This window comes from Aquitalea magnusonii (assembly GCF_003202035.1).
Classification (GTDB): Bacteria; Pseudomonadota; Gammaproteobacteria; order Burkholderiales; family Chromobacteriaceae; genus Aquitalea; species Aquitalea magnusonii.
On the sequence record NZ_QJKC01000017.1, the window covers coordinates 17205 to 32666 of the forward strand.

General features: G+C 60.3%; 11 protein-coding genes. 8 read left to right on the forward strand and 3 right to left on the reverse strand.

From position 1 onward, the window contains the following. The first annotated feature begins 316 nt into the window (after positions 1 to 316). Positions 317 to 2704: a phosphoenolpyruvate synthase gene (gene ppsA, locus DFR38_RS16545; protein ID WP_110313642.1), complete on the forward strand. Its 2388-nt coding sequence runs from the start codon at positions 317 to 319 to the stop codon at positions 2702 to 2704. 173 nt (positions 2705 to 2877) lie between these two features. Next, positions 2878 to 3222 (forward strand): YgiW/YdeI family stress tolerance OB fold protein, encoded by a 345-nt coding sequence (locus tag DFR38_RS16550; protein WP_059286740.1) that lies wholly within the window; start codon positions 2878 to 2880, stop codon positions 3220 to 3222. A gap of 73 nt (positions 3223 to 3295) precedes the next feature. Here the strand turns inward: DFR38_RS16550 and DFR38_RS16555 are convergent, their stop codons facing one another. Continuing rightward, positions 3296 to 4483: an FAD-dependent monooxygenase gene (locus tag DFR38_RS16555; RefSeq protein WP_110313643.1), complete on the reverse strand. Its 1188-nt coding sequence runs from the start codon at positions 4481 to 4483 to the stop codon at positions 3296 to 3298. A gap of 107 nt (positions 4484 to 4590) precedes the next feature. Then, positions 4591 to 5529, reverse strand: coding sequence for a LysR family transcriptional regulator (locus tag DFR38_RS16560; protein WP_110313653.1), 939 nt, complete (start codon positions 5527 to 5529; stop codon positions 4591 to 4593). 243 nt (positions 5530 to 5772) lie between these two features. Between DFR38_RS16560 and DFR38_RS16565 the strand changes: the two genes are divergently transcribed. From DFR38_RS16565 to DFR38_RS16590, 6 genes are all read left to right on the forward strand, one after another. After that, complete coding sequence (locus DFR38_RS16565) at positions 5773 to 6399, forward strand: short chain dehydrogenase (protein WP_158527751.1); 627 nt, start codon at positions 5773 to 5775, stop codon at positions 6397 to 6399. Between the two features lie 71 nt (positions 6400 to 6470). Then, positions 6471 to 7343: a DMT family transporter gene (locus tag DFR38_RS16570; protein WP_059286742.1), complete on the forward strand. Its 873-nt coding sequence runs from the start codon at positions 6471 to 6473 to the stop codon at positions 7341 to 7343. A 246-nt stretch (positions 7344 to 7589) separates the two neighbouring features. Beyond that, a complete protein-coding gene (locus DFR38_RS16575) occupies positions 7590 to 8624 on the forward strand; it encodes a carbonic anhydrase (RefSeq protein WP_158527752.1) in 1035 nt (344 codons plus the stop codon). A gap of 415 nt (positions 8625 to 9039) precedes the next feature. Next, positions 9040 to 11715, forward strand: a complete 2676-nt coding sequence (adhE, locus tag DFR38_RS16580) for a bifunctional acetaldehyde-CoA/alcohol dehydrogenase (protein WP_110313646.1) — start codon at positions 9040 to 9042, stop codon at positions 11713 to 11715. Between the two features lie 482 nt (positions 11716 to 12197). Further along, positions 12198 to 12527, forward strand: a complete 330-nt coding sequence (locus DFR38_RS16585) for a DHCW motif cupin fold protein (protein WP_059286073.1) — start codon at positions 12198 to 12200, stop codon at positions 12525 to 12527. 513 nt (positions 12528 to 13040) lie between these two features. Next, positions 13041 to 14654, forward strand: coding sequence for a methyl-accepting chemotaxis protein (locus DFR38_RS16590; protein WP_161968937.1), 1614 nt, complete (start codon positions 13041 to 13043; stop codon positions 14652 to 14654). Between the two features lie 28 nt (positions 14655 to 14682). Here the strand turns inward: DFR38_RS16590 and DFR38_RS16595 are convergent, their stop codons facing one another. Continuing rightward, the gene (locus tag DFR38_RS16595; RefSeq protein ID WP_082693449.1) at positions 14683 to 15396 is read right to left on the reverse strand and encodes a Clp protease ClpP; all 714 of its coding nucleotides are present in this window, start codon (positions 15394 to 15396) and stop codon (positions 14683 to 14685) included. Positions 15397 to 15462: the final 66 nt, after the last annotated feature.

Genomic DNA, 15462 nt, shown 5'->3' on the forward strand with positions numbered 1-15462 from the left:
ACCTGTTTCGGAATCGGTAAGAAAATAGTTGTCAGGGATTATACCCCTGCCCGCCGACTGTACGGCAGCGCAGAGGGTGCTGGCATGAATTGGCCATGATCCGCCCTGGCTATGGCTTTTGTTGTAGTTGCCACACTACATTGCGGTCACAAATCGGCAAAGAAACGCCCTTACACTCACCATTCTCGGGCGTGGTTTGCATTGATATGGGGCAAACCCTGATGTTGTGCGCTGCAAAATGGGCTACGCAAGTCCTGTGGTATTCGGCTAGAATGCGGGTTTTCTATCCGTCCAATCCAACACAGGAAGTGAAGTGATGGCAGAGAACTACGTCATCTGGTTCGAGAAGCTGCGCATGACTGACGTTGAACAGGTAGGCGGCAAGAACGCCTCCCTGGGTGAAATGATCAGTCAGCTGGCAGGCTCGGGCGTCCGAGTCCCCGGTGGTTTTGCCACTACCGCGGATGCCTACCGAGATTTCCTCCAGCACAATGGCTTGGCTGACAAGATCAGCGCCGCGCTGTCCAATCTGGACATCGACGACGTGACCGAGTTGGCACGAGTCGGCAAGGAAATTCGCCAGTGGATCATCGATACCCCTTTCCCGGCCAAGCTTGATGAAGATATCAAGACTGCCTGGGACAAGATGGTTGCCGATTCCGGTGGTGCAGATATTTCCGTAGCAGTCCGTTCTTCCGCAACTGCAGAAGACCTCCCCGATGCCTCGTTCGCAGGCCAGCAAGAAACCTTCCTGAACATTCGTGGCCTTGAAAACGTCAAGGATGCGATGAAGCATGTTTTTGCTTCCCTGTACAACGACCGCGCCATTTCCTATCGCGTACACAAAGGCTTTGCCCACGATGTGGTGGCTCTGTCCGCCGGTGTACAGCGTATGGTGCGTTCCGACACGGGTGCTGCTGGTGTGATGTTCACCATCGACACCGAATCCGGCTTTGAAGACGTGGTGTTCATCACCGCTTCCTATGGCTTGGGCGAAACCGTGGTACAAGGCGCCGTCAACCCCGACGAATTCTACGTACACAAGCCGACCCTGAAAGCAGGTCGTCCGGCCGTGCTGCGCAAGAACATGGGTTCCAAGCTGATCAAGATGGAATTCACCGATGCTTCCCAGGCTGGCCGCTCGGTCAAGACCGTGGATGTACCGGCAGAACTGCGCAAGCAATTCTCCATCACCGACGCCGAAGTGGCCGAGCTGGCTGAATACGCGCTGATCATCGAAAAACATTATGGCCGCCCGATGGACATCGAGTGGGGCCGTGATGGTGGCGATGGCAAGCTGTACATCCTGCAAGCCCGTCCGGAAACCGTGAAGTCGCAGGAAGACCGCAAGGACACCCTGCGTCGCTACCGCCTGAACAGCAAGTCCACCGTGCTGTGCGAAGGCCGCGCCATTGGTCAGAAGATTGGCCAGGGCACCGTGCGCACCATCAAGGACGCTTCCGAGATGGATCGCGTCAAGGCTGGCGATGTACTGGTGACTGACATGACCGACCCGGACTGGGAACCGGTGATGAAGCGTGCCGCCGCCATCGTGACCAACCGTGGTGGTCGTACCTGTCACGCGGCGATTATCGCCCGCGAACTGGGTATCCCGGCCGTGGTGGGTTGTGGTGACGCCACCGACATCCTGCGTGAAGGCATGCAGGTGACCGTTTCCTGCGCCGAAGGCGATACCGGCAACATCTACGATGGCCTGCTGGACGTGGAAGTGATCGACCTCGAGCTGGACAAGATGCCGGCCGCCCCGGTCAAGATCATGATGAACGTGGGTAACCCGGAACTGGCCTTCGACTTCGCGCAGCTGCCGAACGAAGGTGTGGGTCTGGCTCGCATGGAATTCGTGATTAACCGCCAGATCGGTATTCACCCCAAGGCCCTGCTGGAATTCGACACCCTGCCGGCCGACCTGAAGGCGACCATCAGCGATCGCATTGCCGGTTACGCAAGCCCGGTTGACTTCTATGTGGACAAGATTGCCGAGGGTGTTGCCACCCTGGCCGCAGCCTTCACCCCGAAAAAGGTCATCGTGCGCATGTCCGACTTCAAGTCGAACGAGTACGCCAACCTGATCGGCGGTCAGCTGTACGAACCGCATGAAGAAAACCCGATGATCGGTTTCCGTGGTGCTGCGCGCTACGTGGCTGAATCCTTCCGTGACTGTTTCGACCTGGAATGCCGCGCCATCAAGAAGGTGCGCGACGAGATGGGCCTGGTCAACGTGGAAGTGATGATCCCGTTTGTCCGCACCCTGGCTGAAGCCGAGAAGGTTGTGGAAATCCTGGCTGCCAATGGTCTGAAGCGTGGCGAAAACGGCCTGCGTCTGATCATGATGTGCGAACTGCCGACCAACGCTGTGCTGGCCGACAAGTTCCTGCAGTTCTTCGACGGCTTCTCTATCGGCTCCAACGACATGACCCAGCTTACCCTGGGTGTGGACCGCGACTCCGGTGGCCCGATTGCCGCCACCTTCGACGAGCGCAACGAAGCCGTGAAAGCCATGCTGCATATGGCGATCCAGGCTTGCCGCAAGGCTGGCAAGTATGTCGGCATCTGTGGTCAGGGCCCGTCGGATCATCCGGACTTTGCCAAGTGGCTGGTGGAAGAGGGCATCGAAACCGTGTCCCTCAACCCGGACACCGTGGTGGAAACCTGGCTGTACCTGGCCCGCGAACTGAACGCCTAAGCCTGCAACTGCCGGTTAGACAGAAACCGCCCTCTCGAGGGCGGTTTTTTTATGGGCGAGCGGCATTGCTGTGACTGACCTAAAGCATGAGTTTGCTGATGGCTGTTTTAAGCATGGCTTAAGCTCACCGGACTTAAATGGTGGGGCACTTTCCCTTCATATAAGGACAGATCATGAAAAAAATTCTTGCCATGCTGAGTATCGCCGCCATCCTGCCGCTGGGCGCCCATGCCGAATTTGTCGGCGAAGGCAGCACACCCGCGCTCACCACCGTGGCCAAGGCGTTGCAGGCCGCCGACGACAGCCGCGTCATGCTGGAGGGCAATATCGTCCGCCAGATCGATCACAAGCATTATGAGTTCAAGGATGCCAGCGGTACGGCAAAAGTGGAAATCGACAGCAAGTATCTGCCGGCTGAAAAATTTACCGCGCAAAGCAAAGTCCGTTTGCAGGGCAAGGTAGACAAGGAGTTTTCTGGCAGCAAGATTGATGTCAAACAAGTGGAAATTCTCAAATAGCCTGGCTGAGGCGGTGAGAGCATGAAAAAACCGGACTTTTGTCCGGTTTTTGTTTTGCTGGCAGCGGGGCTGGTCAGGCTCCGCGCGGCAGCCCCAGCGCGTAGCGGATGACTTCGCGCTTGAGCGGGCCAGCCTTGTCGGCCAGCTGCAGGCCCAGCTTGCGCGCGGCCTTGAGTGGGCCGATTTCATTGGCAAAACCGTAGCAGAAGGCGTCCATGCCGGTCTGCATCGCCAGGTTGGCCGGCTTGCGGCGGCGTTCGTAGCGTTTGAGTACGCGGCCGTCGGCAAAGTCGTGGCCTGCGCTGACGGCATCGCCGATGACCTCGGCCAGTACAGCCACATCCTGAAAGCCCAGATTCACGCCCTGCCCGGCCAGCGGGTGGATGGTATGCGCGGCATCGCCGGCCAGTACCACGCCGTCCTTGGCATAGCTGGCAGCATGGCGACGGGTGAGGGCAAAAGAGCCGCGTGCCAGCAATTGGCGGATGCCACCCAGTTTCTGCGGAAAGCTGGCGCAGAAAGCCGACACCAGTGCTTCATCACTCAGTGCCAGCAGGCGTTTGACCTCGGTCGGGGTGTGATACCACACCAGTGAGGCGTGGCTGCCGGTGAGCGGCAGAAAGGCTTGCGGACCGCTGGCGGTGAAACGCTGCCAGGTGATGTCCTGCTGATCATGGTTCATTTCGCAGCTGGCCACCAGCGCATGCATGGGGTAGTCCCAGCTGGTGATGCCGATACCGGCGGCATCGCGCACTTGCGAGCGGGCACCGTCGGCGGCCACCAGCAGGCGGGCCACCAGCACGCTGCCATCTTCCAGCGTGACGCGCGAGGCCTTGGGCTCGTAAACAATGCTGGCAATGCGCGCCGGGCAGATATAACGGATGTCGTCTTTCTCTTGCAGGCAGGCGGTGGTGGCCAGTTGCACGATGCGGTTTTCCACGATGTGTCCCAGTGTGTCCACCCCCGCTTCGGCGGCATCGAACAGCGTGCCCTTGCTTTCCTGGTCTTCCCACACCTGCATGCGGCGGTAGGGTGCGGCGCGCATGGCGAGGATGCCTTGCCAGGCGCCCAGCCCGTCCAGCAGGCTGGCCGAAGCCGGGCTGATGGCCGACACCCGCAGGTCGGGTGGCTGGGCGCTATCAAAGGGTTGCGGCGCAGCCTGTTCCAGTACGGTAATGCGCAAGCCCTTGCCACTGAGTGCGCAGGCCAGGGCGCTGCCCACCATGCCACCGCCCACGATCAAAATATCCACGTATTCCATTGCCAGCCTCATTGGGCGCACTGCGCCTGATTCTCGTTGCACTGATGACGCGCGATTGTGGCAAAGCCGTTCGCCGGCCGCTTTGGTCTGGATCAAGGCTGTGCCAGTCAGGGTTTTTCGCCGGAATACAGTGGCCGTTCTTCCAGTACGGCGCGCAGGCGCGGGGTGACGTGCTGGATGAAGGCTTCGTATTTTTTCGGCAAGGGCTGGCGATAGGGAAACACCAGGTACACCGGCCAGCTGCCGCCTTGCCAGCCGGGCAGCACGCGGACCAGATGGCCGCTTTCCAGATAATGGCTGGCCACATAGTGCGGCAGCAGGGCCACGCCGTGGCCGGCAATCAGGCCGGAGATGAGCGAGGCGTACTGGTCGCAGACCAGCATGGGACGGGTGGTGATGGATTTGAGTTCGCCATCTTTTTCCAGCCGCCATTCGCGGCCGTAAACATGGTGGCTGTTGAGCAGGATGCGGTGGCGGCACAGGTCGTCCGGGCTGTTTAGCGGCGGGGCCTTGGCCAGATAGTCGGGCGAAGCATAGGGCGCCTCCCAGACAAAGCCCAGTGGCTTGGCCACCAGCCGGTCGTCGTGCACATTGCGCGAGCGGATGCAGAAGTCGACGCCGTCGTTGATCGGGTCTTGCAGGCGGTTTTCCGCGCGCAGTTCCAGTTCCAGGTCCGGATGGCAGGCCGCCAGCTCGGACAGCATGGGAGCCAGCAGATACTGGGCAAAGGAGGCGGTGGCGCTGATACGCAGCGGCCCTTCGATCAAGCCCTGGGCCTGTTCGATGTCCGGTCCCACCTGCTCCAGCATTTCGCGCAGCTGGCGGGCATGCTCGGCCAGGCGGCGGCCGGTTTCGGTCAGCGCCACCCGCCGGGTATTGCGTAGCACCAGCACCGTACCCAAGCCTTGTTCCAGCTCTTTCACCAGCTGGCTGATACGGCTTTTGGCGCAGCCGATGTCATCGGCGGCGGCGGTAAAACTGCCTTTGCGCGCCAGGGCGTCAAAGGCCAGCAGGGCATCGGGCGAGGGAGTCTGGCTTGTTTTCATGGCAGAACAGTGTGTGGCAAGGGCGGCAGGTTTGACGGCGTTTTTCACGATATTAGCATAGGACTGGCCCTGTTTTTTGAACAGTACCAAGAATTTTCCCAAGGCCATGCCAGCAAGCGCCCAGGGCTGTCATTGGCATTATTGTTCTTTTTATTGAACATTGAAGATTTTCTATTGGGCTTATCCGCGATATTTGTCCTGCGTATGATTGATTGGCATGTTTTTTTGAACGATAGGCAAATCATGAAAGGCAGGACAATGAAAGTACTGGTGATTGGTGGGCGCGGTGTCATCGGCAGCGCGGTGGTGGAGCTGCTGTCCGCGCAGCATCAGGTGCTGGTGGGCGGGCGCAGCAGTGGTGATGTACAGGTGGACATGACCGACCCGGTCAGCATCGAGGCGATGTATCAGGCGCATCCTGATCTGGATGCGGTGGTGGTGACGGCCGGCCATGTGCCGTTCAAGCCGCTGTCGCAATTGACTGAGACCGACTGGCAGGATGGGCTGAATCACAAACTGCTGGGACAGGTGCGGCTGGTGCAGAGCGGTGCCCGTCATCTTAAAGCCGGTGCGGTGTTCGTGCTGACTTCCGGCCTGCTGGAGCGTGAACATATCAGCGGCGGTAGTTGTGCCAGCCTGGTCAACGCCGGCCTGGCGGCCTTTGTGCGCTCGGCGGCGCAGGAGCTGTGGGGCCAGGCGCGGGTGAATCTGGTCAGCCCCGGCCCGGTGGCGGGGGATGAGCGCGGTGCCGCGGCCTTTGCCGGTTTCATGTCGATCAGCAGCGAACAGATTGCCCGGAGTTATCTACGTGCCCTGAGCCAGCCCTTGAGCGGCAAGGTGCTGGAAGTCTTTGCCGAAGTCACGCGCTAGGACGGGATATGGGAGAATGACCGCCGCTGGCGATGGTCGCCGGCGGCTTTTTCTTTTGCGATGGATTACCCATGTTGCCTGCCTTTGCGCTGAGTACTGCCATGTTGTTGTGGGCCAGCGCCTTTATCGCGCTCAAGATCGTGTTTGCCGTATTCGACCCGCTGGCGGTGTTGTTTGCCCGCATGGTCATTGCCAGCTGCTGCCTGCTGCCCATGTTGTGGCAACGTGGCGAGCGCTGGCGTTACCAGCGCGGCGACTGGCGCTGGATGCTGGCCATGGGCCTGGCCGAGCCCTGTCTGTATTTTCTGTTCGAGGCGCAGGCACTGGTGAATACCTCGGCCTCGCAGGCCTCGGTGATTACCGCCACTCTGCCGCTGCTGACCGGGGTGGGGGCGATGTTGTTCCTGCGTGAAAAGATGACGCCACGTAACTGGCTGGGGCTGGCGGTATCGTTTGTCGGCGTGTTGTGGCTGACGCTGGATGGCCAGGCTTCGGCACAGGCGCCGCATCCGGCGCTGGGCAATCTGCTGGAGTTCTGCGCCATGCTGTGTGCCACCTGCTATGTGCTGATTGCCAAGCGCTTGTCGCGCCGCTATTCGGCCCTGGCCATTACCGGCATGCAGACCGTGCTGGGCAGCATCTGGTTTGGCGTGGCCTTGCTGACGCCTTGGGCGCAGTGGCCGGCGCACTTTCCGCTCTTGCCCAGCCTGTTGGTGCTGTACCTGGGAGCTTGCGTCACCCTGGGGGCTTACGGCCTGTATACCTGGGCGGTCAGCAAGATGCCGGTGGCGCATGCCTCGGCCTTTATCAACCTGATTCCCTTGTTTACCGTGCTGCTGGCCTGGCTGTTGCTGGGAGAAACGCTGCTGGGCAGCCAGTGGCTGGCCTGCCTGCTGGTGTTGGGCGGGGTGGTGCTGGGGCAGCAGCGTGCTGGCAGCCATTGATACGGCAGCGGCACTGGCGCTGCCGGGCCGCCGCTTTGCGGGTGATCCGGCATGTTTTTGCAGCAAGGGCCAGCCGGATGCCATGTCGTGGCTTCAGTTTTGGCCAGGCTGGCCGATAGTGAAGGCAGCGTCCGCGTAGTGCCACTAGGCATGAGCAGGCGTCACTGAGGTGGCAGACCTTAGCCAGGGATAACAACAGAATGGATGGCGGTGATGAATAGACAAGGGCGAAATGCCGGCAGCAGGATGGTGCTTCTCTGGCTTGGGCTGGGGATGCTGGGGCAGCTGGCTGTGGCGGAAGACAAGGTGGGGGCTCCCATCGTATTGCCGGGCAAGCAGAGCCCGACAGCGAGCGCGGCCAAGCCGGCGGCTGCCGAGGCGGCATCGGCACCCTTAGTCAGCCGCAAGACCATTATCCTGCCCACCAAACTGGCTGCTTCCATGGCCGCGGCACGCGCCAAGCCCAAGGAGCCGGAGGCCATGGCGCCCGAGGTGAAACAGGCACCGGCACCCGAGATCAAGGCGCTGCACGAACCCAGCCCGGAAGTCCATGCCCCGGGCAGCAAGCCGCATGCCAAGGCGGTGGCGCATAAAAAGCCGGCCCGACACCGCAGCAGCCGGCCGCCACGCAGCAGTTCGCCCTATGCCTCGCAGTTGCAGCAGATCCGCGAGCAAGTGGCGCGCATCATGGCGGCCAGCAGCCGCCATTTCAATGGACAGGATCGTGCTTATTTCCGCGCGCTCAGCGACCAGCAAGCTGCCCGTGCCACGGTGGTCAGCTGCTCCGATTCCAGCGTGCCGACCGATATTCCGGCCAAGGGCGTGGTGGATGGCTTGTATCTGGTGCGCGCTGTCGGCAACCAGTTGCAGCCCATGGTGGGCACCATCGAATACGGTATCCGCCAGTTGCATACACCGGTGCTGATTTTTGCCAGCCATGCCGCCTGCGCATCGATCAAGGCGGTGGCGGGCGAGGAGGAGCCATCCAGCGCGGATATGGCGACCGTGGTCCATCACATGGGCTTGCCGCAGGGCATAGACAGTACCAATGGTGCGCTGCTCAACATCAATAATCAGGTGGAAGGTGCCATTCTGACCTTCTCCGGAGAAGTGGAAGCCGGCCGGCTGGCGATTCTGGGCGGCTATTTCGACTGGCGCAATGATCTGAAACGGGGCAGTGGCAAGCTGATCATCACCAATCTGAATGGCGAGACCGACCCTGCCAGAATCCGCCAGCTGATGAAGCAGGGCCAGTATTTCAGCTACAGCTTCATGCACTGACGCCCAGCCATCCCTCCGTCACGACCGACCGCCACCGCGCCATTGCGCCGTGGCGGTTTTTCTTGTCTGGCGGTTTTGTAAGCGGCCTGCTACAGCACGGTCGCGGGTTTGTTTGTGCGGAGCGAGGAGCTTATTCAAAAAAAGCTGAAATTGCCGGAGTAGTTTGGTTTGGCGCAAAACTCCGGAGCGATAAGGGGAGTAATCTGGCTGCAATTAAGACGGTCCATTGAAAACAAAGGCTGTCAGGCGATTTATTGCTACAGATTAATGAGTCTTTTTGTAGTGGGTTAATTACAAAAATGGCTTGGTGATTCCGGCAGTCCAGCAGCAGCGTGATCGATTGATGTTGAATGGATAATCACGCGGGATTAAACCGGAGCAGAAAGATTTCTTTCTTTATTATTGGAGTAGCATCATGTCTGTTTCCACTCTCGAACAACTGGATGCGCTGGTAGCGCGTGTCAAACAGGCCCAGGCGGTTTTTGCCGAATTCTCCCAGCAGCAGGTCGATGCCATCTTCCGCAGTGCCGCACTGGCGGCCGCCGATGCCCGTATTCCGCTGGCGCGCATGGCGGTGGAAGAAACCGGCATGGGGGTGATGGAAGACAAGGTGATCAAGAATCACTTTGCCTCCGAGTACATCTACAACAAGTACAAGGATGAAAAAACCTGCGGCGTGCTGTCGGAAGACGACAGCTTTGGCACCATCACCATTGCCGAACCCATTGGCATCCTGTGCGGCATCGTGCCCACCACCAACCCCACCTCCACCGCCATATTCAAGGCGCTGATCGCGCTGAAAACCCGCAATGCCATCATCTTCTCGCCGCATCCGCGGGCGCGTCGCTCCACCTGCGAAGCGGCACGGCTGGTGCTGGAAGCCGCGGTGGCTGCCGGCGCCCCGCAGGACATCATCGGCTGGATCGACGAGCCCAGCGTCGAGCTGTCCAATGCGCTGATGCAGCATCCGGACATCAACCTGATCCTGGCCACCGGCGGTCCCGGCATGGTGCGTGCGGCGTATTCCTCCGGCAAACCGGCCATTGGCGTGGGTGCGGGCAATACCCCGGCGGTGATCGATGAAACCGCCGACATCAAGCGCGCCGTGGCCTCCATCCTGATGTCCAAGACCTTTGACAACGGCGTGGTGTGCGCCTCGGAGCAGTCGGTCATCGTGGTGGACAGCATTTATGAAGCCGTGCGCGAACGCTTTGCCCGCCATGGCGGTTACATTCTCAGCGCGCAGGAAACCGCCGCCGTGGCCGGGGTCATCCTCAACCGTGGCAATCTGAATGCTGCCATCGTCGGCCAGAGCGCGGTCAAGATTGCCGCCATGGCCGGCATCAGCGTACCGGCCGACACCAAGGTGCTGATTGGCGAAGTAAGCGATCTGAGCAATGACGAAGCCTTCGCCCACGAAAAACTGTCACCCACGCTGGCCATGTACCGCGCCCGTGATTTTGCCGATGCCTGCGACAAGGCCGCAGCACTGGTGGCTCTGGGCGGCATCGGCCACACCTCGGCGCTGTATACCGATCAGGACTTGCAGGGCGAGCGCATCCGCACTTTTGGCGACAAGATGAAAACCGCGCGCATCCTCATCAACACCCCGTCCTCGCATGGTGGCATTGGCGACTTGTACAACTTCAGCCTGGCGCCGTCGCTGACGCTGGGTTGTGGCTCCTGGGGCGGTAATTCCATCTCGGAAAACGTCGGCCCCAAACACCTGATCAACAAGAAAACCGTGGCCAAGAGGGCGGAAAACATGCTGTGGCACAAACTGCCCAAGTCCATTTACTTCCGCCGTGGCTGCCTGCCGGTGGCACTGGAAGACCTGGCCGGCAAGAAGCGCTGTCTGATCGTCACCGGGCAATACCTGTTTGAACACGGCTTTGTCGACGAGCCCATCCGCCTGTTGAAAAAGATGGGGCTGGAAGTGGAAGTGTTTTTCGAGGTGCCGGCCGACCCGACACTGGCCATCGTGCGCAAGGGGGCTGATCTGGCCCATGCCTTCCAGCCGGACGTGATCATGGCGCTGGGTGGTGGCTCGCCGATGGATGCCGCCAAGATCATCTGGGTGATGTACGAACACCCGGAAGTGCATTTTGCCGACCTGGCGCTGCGCTTCATGGACATCCGCAAACGCATCTACCAGTTCCCCAAGCTGGGCGGCAAGGCCATGCTGGTGGCGGTGCCCACCACCTCCGGCACCGGCTCGGAAGTCACCCCGTTTGCCGTGGTGACGGATGAAGTGACCGGGGTGAAATACCCGATTGCCGATTACGAACTCACCCCGCACATGGCCATTGTCGATGCCAATCTGGTGATGGACATGCCCAAATCGCTCACCGCCTTTGGCGGCATCGACGCGGTGACGCATGCGCTGGAAGCCTATGTGTCGGTGATGGCCAATGAATACTCCGACCCGCAAGCCCTGCAGGCGCTGAAGCTGCTGAAGGACTACCTGCCATCGGCCTACCTCCACGGCGCACGCGACCCGAAAGCGCGCGAGCAAGTCCATAACGCTGCCACCATTGCCGGCATCGCCTTTGCCAATGCCTTCCTCGGCGTGTGCCACTCCATGGCGCACAAGCTGGGTGCGGAATTCGGCCTGGCGCACGGCCTGGCCAATGCCTTGCTGATCAGCAATGTCATCCGCTATAACGCCGCAGACATCCCGACCAAGCAAACCGCCTTCAGCCAGTACGACCGGCCCAAGAGCGTGGCGCGCTATGCCGAAATCGCCCGTCACCTGGGGCTGGAGGCCGAACGCGATCACCAGCGGGTGGAAAAACTGGTGCAGTGGGTGGACGAGCTCAAGCAGACACTCAATATCCCCATGTCGATCCAGGCCGCGGGGGTGAGCGAGGCGGATTTCCTGGCCAAGGTGGACAAGCTGGCCGAGGCGGCTTTCGATGACCAGTGCACCGGCGCCAACCCGCGCTATCCGCTGATCAGCGAACTGAAGCAACTGCTGCTGGACAGCTACTACGGCCACGCCTGGTGCGAAGCCCATCTGCGCGAGGCCGCCACCGCGGATGCAGCAGCTGTGGTGAGCAGCAAGTCCAAGGGCAAGCTCAAGGCGGTATAAGGCTTTAGTGCATCGCCCGACAGGCCCGGAGCACGCTCCGGGCTGCAGGCTGCTGACCAAGTGATTTGCTGCGATGGCACCGGGCCCGGCAAAGCCGGGCCTTTCGACTCACTGATGGCTTCCGCAGCCTTGCCATCTATTCCGCATCCCCCCGCCCTTACCCTGTAAGGCAGCCTCGTTTTCTTTTCAGAAAGCGAGAGAGATTGCCAATCAGCTGAGTCCCGGAGCACGCTCCGGGCTTTTTGGCGTCTGGCACCGCGGCGGGGGCTGGTCGCCGTGGCGGCTGGCGCAGTAGCATGCAGGCTGCCGAGCCGCATCAGGAGGAGGGCGGAGGATGGCCGAGCGTATCGATGCAGCTCTGGCCGGCGCGGCGTTGTTCCGTAGCCGCAGGACAGTCCGGGTGAGCTGCGTGCCGCGCAGGCTTGCCTGAAGGTCAAATCTTCTGTCATAAATGATCACCACTTCTGGCAATGGAGCAGATCATGCAGCTAAGCGACTTTCCCTTTGGCGTCACCGACTGGTCGACCATCACCGCGACCGAGCATCCCGGCGAAAGCGGGATGGCACAATGGCGGACCTGCCAGTTCGGCAACATCCGCGTGCGTATGGTGGAGTACAGCCCCGGTTATCTGGCCGATCACTGGTGTCGCAAGGGCCATATCCTGCTGTGTCTGGAGGGCGAACTGCTGACCGAGCTGGCCGATGGCCGCCGCTTCATGCTGACGCCCGGCCTGAGTTATCAGGTCAGTGACGAGGCCGAGCCACACCGCTCCTCGACCAAGACCGGGGCGCGGCTGTTTATTGTTGATTGAACCCCGTCCCAGCGGGCCTCATGGCCTGGCTGCGGTCCGGGCTGACCGGCCTTGGTGGCTCCGGGCCGGTTTTCTCCTCTCTGCCATCCCGCTTGTTTTTTGTCTGCAGCTATCCCGTCCCTGTTTGCTCACTGGCTTTTACCATCTTGCCGGCTGCATTTTATTGTCATTGTCATTAAAATGGCGGTGATTATTTGCTGTGGCCTTTGTTTCATATCGAATGAATAAACCGGATTTTCCATGGCACTGATATTGCTGTGCTGGCCGTGCCGGTCAGAGAAGGCCGATAAGCGGAACGGGACGGCTAGGGCTGTCACCAACAGTTTTTAATACAAGTTTGATTTGACGGCAGGTCGAATCAACACAAGCCTGTAGTATTACTCTTGCATAATGCTTGGTGATCGCGCTGGGGCCGCAGACAGGGGGCGCGATAAACACAATAACATCAATTATTTAGCCAGTTTGTGGTGACCTAATAAATACGAGAGAGCGCAAGCAATGTTTATCAGCAATATGAGTATCCGCAGCAAGTTCTTTGCCGGATTTGGTTTGATTCTGGTTCTGATGTTGATAATCGGTATCAATGCGGGGCTTGGCGTATCTGCCTTGGCCGATCAGGCCAGCCAGATTGAAAATGATATCTATCCCAAGGCGCAGCTGGCAGATAATCTGGTCAAACGGGCCATTCTTGCCGAAGATCTTTGTTATCAGGCGGCACTGGAAACCAATCCTGGCCAACTTGATAAGCTGGTTGACACTATCAGGCTCAATGCCAAGGCAAACAGTGACGATATGGAAAAATTATCGCTGCTGGTTAAATCGGCTGAAGGCAAACGTTTGTTTGATAATATCCAGAACGCCCGCGCTGCCATTCGCAGCAAATACGACACCCTATTCGCCCTGTTGAAACAGAAGGACAGCAGCAAATCACTGGATTTTGTCAGAACGGAATTCAGTCCTTCCCTGAAAGGCTTTCAGGACGCAGTCAATCAACTGTCGCAGCATCAGGACCAGAAAATGAATGCGGCAGTCGGCAATATCCGTGCGCAAGCCCACGACACCGGCACCATCGTGCTGATCGTGGCCAGTGTGGCCATGCTGCTGGGCATCGGGCTGGCCATCATCATGTCGGGTAATTTTGCCCGGCGCATCGGCATGGCCCAGCAGCTGGCCGAACATGTGGCTGCCGGGAATCTGCAGCCGGACGATACGACAGCCGGCCCGCAGGATGAACTGGGCAAGCTGATGCACTCGCTGTTGCAAATGCGTCAGGAGCTGGCCGGCATCATCCGCCAGGTGGTGCAGGGGGCGCAGGAGGTGGCGCAGACCGCGCAGCAGGTGTCCACCGCCAGCAGCCAGGTTTCCTCCAGCGTGCACACCCAGTCGGCATCCACTTCATCGGCCGCCGCAGCCGTGGAGCAGCTGACGGTGAGCATCGAGCATGTTTCCAGCAATGCGCGCAGCGCCGCAGGCAAGGCCAGTGATGCCGGTGCCGCTTCCGATACCGGCGGCACCCATGTCGCAGCCGCCACCGAAGACATCCAGACCGCTGCCGGCGATATCCGCGAGGCGGCCAGTGACATCATCAATCTGTCCGAGCAGGTGAAGGGCATCGGCAATATCGCCACTGTGATCAAGGATGTGGCGGATCAGACCAATCTGCTGGCACTGAATGCGGCCATCGAGGCCGCGCGTGCCGGCGAGCAGGGACGTGGTTTTGCCGTGGTGGCCGACGAGGTGCGCAAGCTGGCGGAGCGGACTTCGCGCTCGGTGCAGGAGATTGCCAGCATTACCAGCAGCATAGACCACGAGACGGCCATGGCGGCCGAACGCATGCAGCAAGCCAGCCAGGATGTGGCCAAGGTGGCGGATACCGCCAGCCTGGCGCGGCAGTCCATGCATGCCATCTGCGACCGTTCGGCCGAGGTGACCGTGGCGATGAATGAAATATCCGATGCCCTGGGCGAGCAGCGCACGGCGGCCAGCAGCCTGTCGCGCAGCGTGGAGGCCATCGCCCAGATGTCGGAAGAGAATGCCGCCGCCATCGGCTCGGTGGCCAGCGCGGCCAGCCGCATGGCGACGACCTCGCAGACCCTGCAACAAAGCGTGGCCAAGTTCCGGCTGTAAGCCGGCATGGGCTGGGCCACCGGTTTGCTCAGGCCGGTTTGTTCTTGCGGCTGGCGCGCACCGGCTTGCTGGTGGCGGCGCTGTCATCCGCGCTGAGCGCCACCGGCTTGACCTTGGCGCTAGCGGTTTTGGGTTTGACCGCCGGTTCACCCTTTTGCAGATGCAGCAGGCGGCGGCGGATGTCGTCGGTATCCAGCCAGATATCCTCGCCCTTGCTGATGCGTTCCAGTTCCTGATCACTCAGGAAGGGGCGGCAGACATTGCGCATCACCTTGTCGAACCATTTGCGGCTGGCCATCACCTGCGCCGCCTGCTCATTGCCCTTGCCCACGGATGCGGACGAGTAGTTGTGGAACATCAGCTGGCAGGTGTCGTGCACGATCAGCTCGTCGCCAGCCAGAAAGATCAGTGCGCCCATGGAAAAGGCGCGGGCTTCCAGAATGGTGATGACGTGCGCCTCGCTGGCGGCGATGTTGTTGATGATCTGCAAGCCGGTATCGAAATTGCCGCCGGGGGTGTTGAGGTGCAGGAAGATCAGGTCGGTGGCACTGGCAGTGCGCAGGGTGTACAGCAGGTCGGTGTACTGGATGGGGTCGACAATTTCGCCGGACAGATAGTAGGAAATCTGGCGGATCACACCTTGTGATTCATAGCGGCGGAAGGCGGGCAGTTTCACATCGTCGTCTTCGTCGTCGTCAGTGCTGCGGTCTTGCAGCGGGGCGTGGTAGCGGGAGTGGGTCATCGCATTTTCCTGTTGTTGTAAGGATGAGGAAGACTGCGTGTTGCACTGTCAGTGTAGCCCTGCCAC

What these genes read in the sequence shown, in the direction of transcription:
- ppsA (WP_110313642.1), top strand. Translation starts at nt 317, where the DNA reads ATGGCAGAGAACTACGTCATCTGGTTCGAGAAGCTGCGCATGACTGAC.
- DFR38_RS16550 (WP_059286740.1), top strand. Translation starts at nt 2,878, where the DNA reads ATGAAAAAAATTCTTGCCATGCTGAGTATCGCCGCCATCCTGCCGCTG.
- DFR38_RS16555 (WP_110313643.1), bottom strand. Translation starts at nt 4,483, where the DNA reads ATGGAATACGTGGATATTTTGATCGTGGGCGGTGGCATGGTGGGCAGC.
- DFR38_RS16560 (WP_110313653.1), bottom strand. Translation starts at nt 5,529, where the DNA reads ATGAAAACAAGCCAGACTCCCTCGCCCGATGCCCTGCTGGCCTTTGAC.
- DFR38_RS16565 (WP_158527751.1), top strand. Translation starts at nt 5,773, where the DNA reads ATGAAAGGCAGGACAATGAAAGTACTGGTGATTGGTGGGCGCGGTGTC.
- DFR38_RS16570 (WP_059286742.1), top strand. Translation starts at nt 6,471, where the DNA reads ATGTTGCCTGCCTTTGCGCTGAGTACTGCCATGTTGTTGTGGGCCAGC.
- DFR38_RS16575 (WP_158527752.1), top strand. Translation starts at nt 7,590, where the DNA reads ATGGTGCTTCTCTGGCTTGGGCTGGGGATGCTGGGGCAGCTGGCTGTG.
- adhE (WP_110313646.1), top strand. Translation starts at nt 9,040, where the DNA reads ATGTCTGTTTCCACTCTCGAACAACTGGATGCGCTGGTAGCGCGTGTC.
- DFR38_RS16585 (WP_059286073.1), top strand. Translation starts at nt 12,198, where the DNA reads ATGCAGCTAAGCGACTTTCCCTTTGGCGTCACCGACTGGTCGACCATC.
- DFR38_RS16590 (WP_161968937.1), top strand. Translation starts at nt 13,041, where the DNA reads ATGAGTATCCGCAGCAAGTTCTTTGCCGGATTTGGTTTGATTCTGGTT.
- DFR38_RS16595 (WP_082693449.1), bottom strand. Translation starts at nt 15,396, where the DNA reads ATGACCCACTCCCGCTACCACGCCCCGCTGCAAGACCGCAGCACTGAC.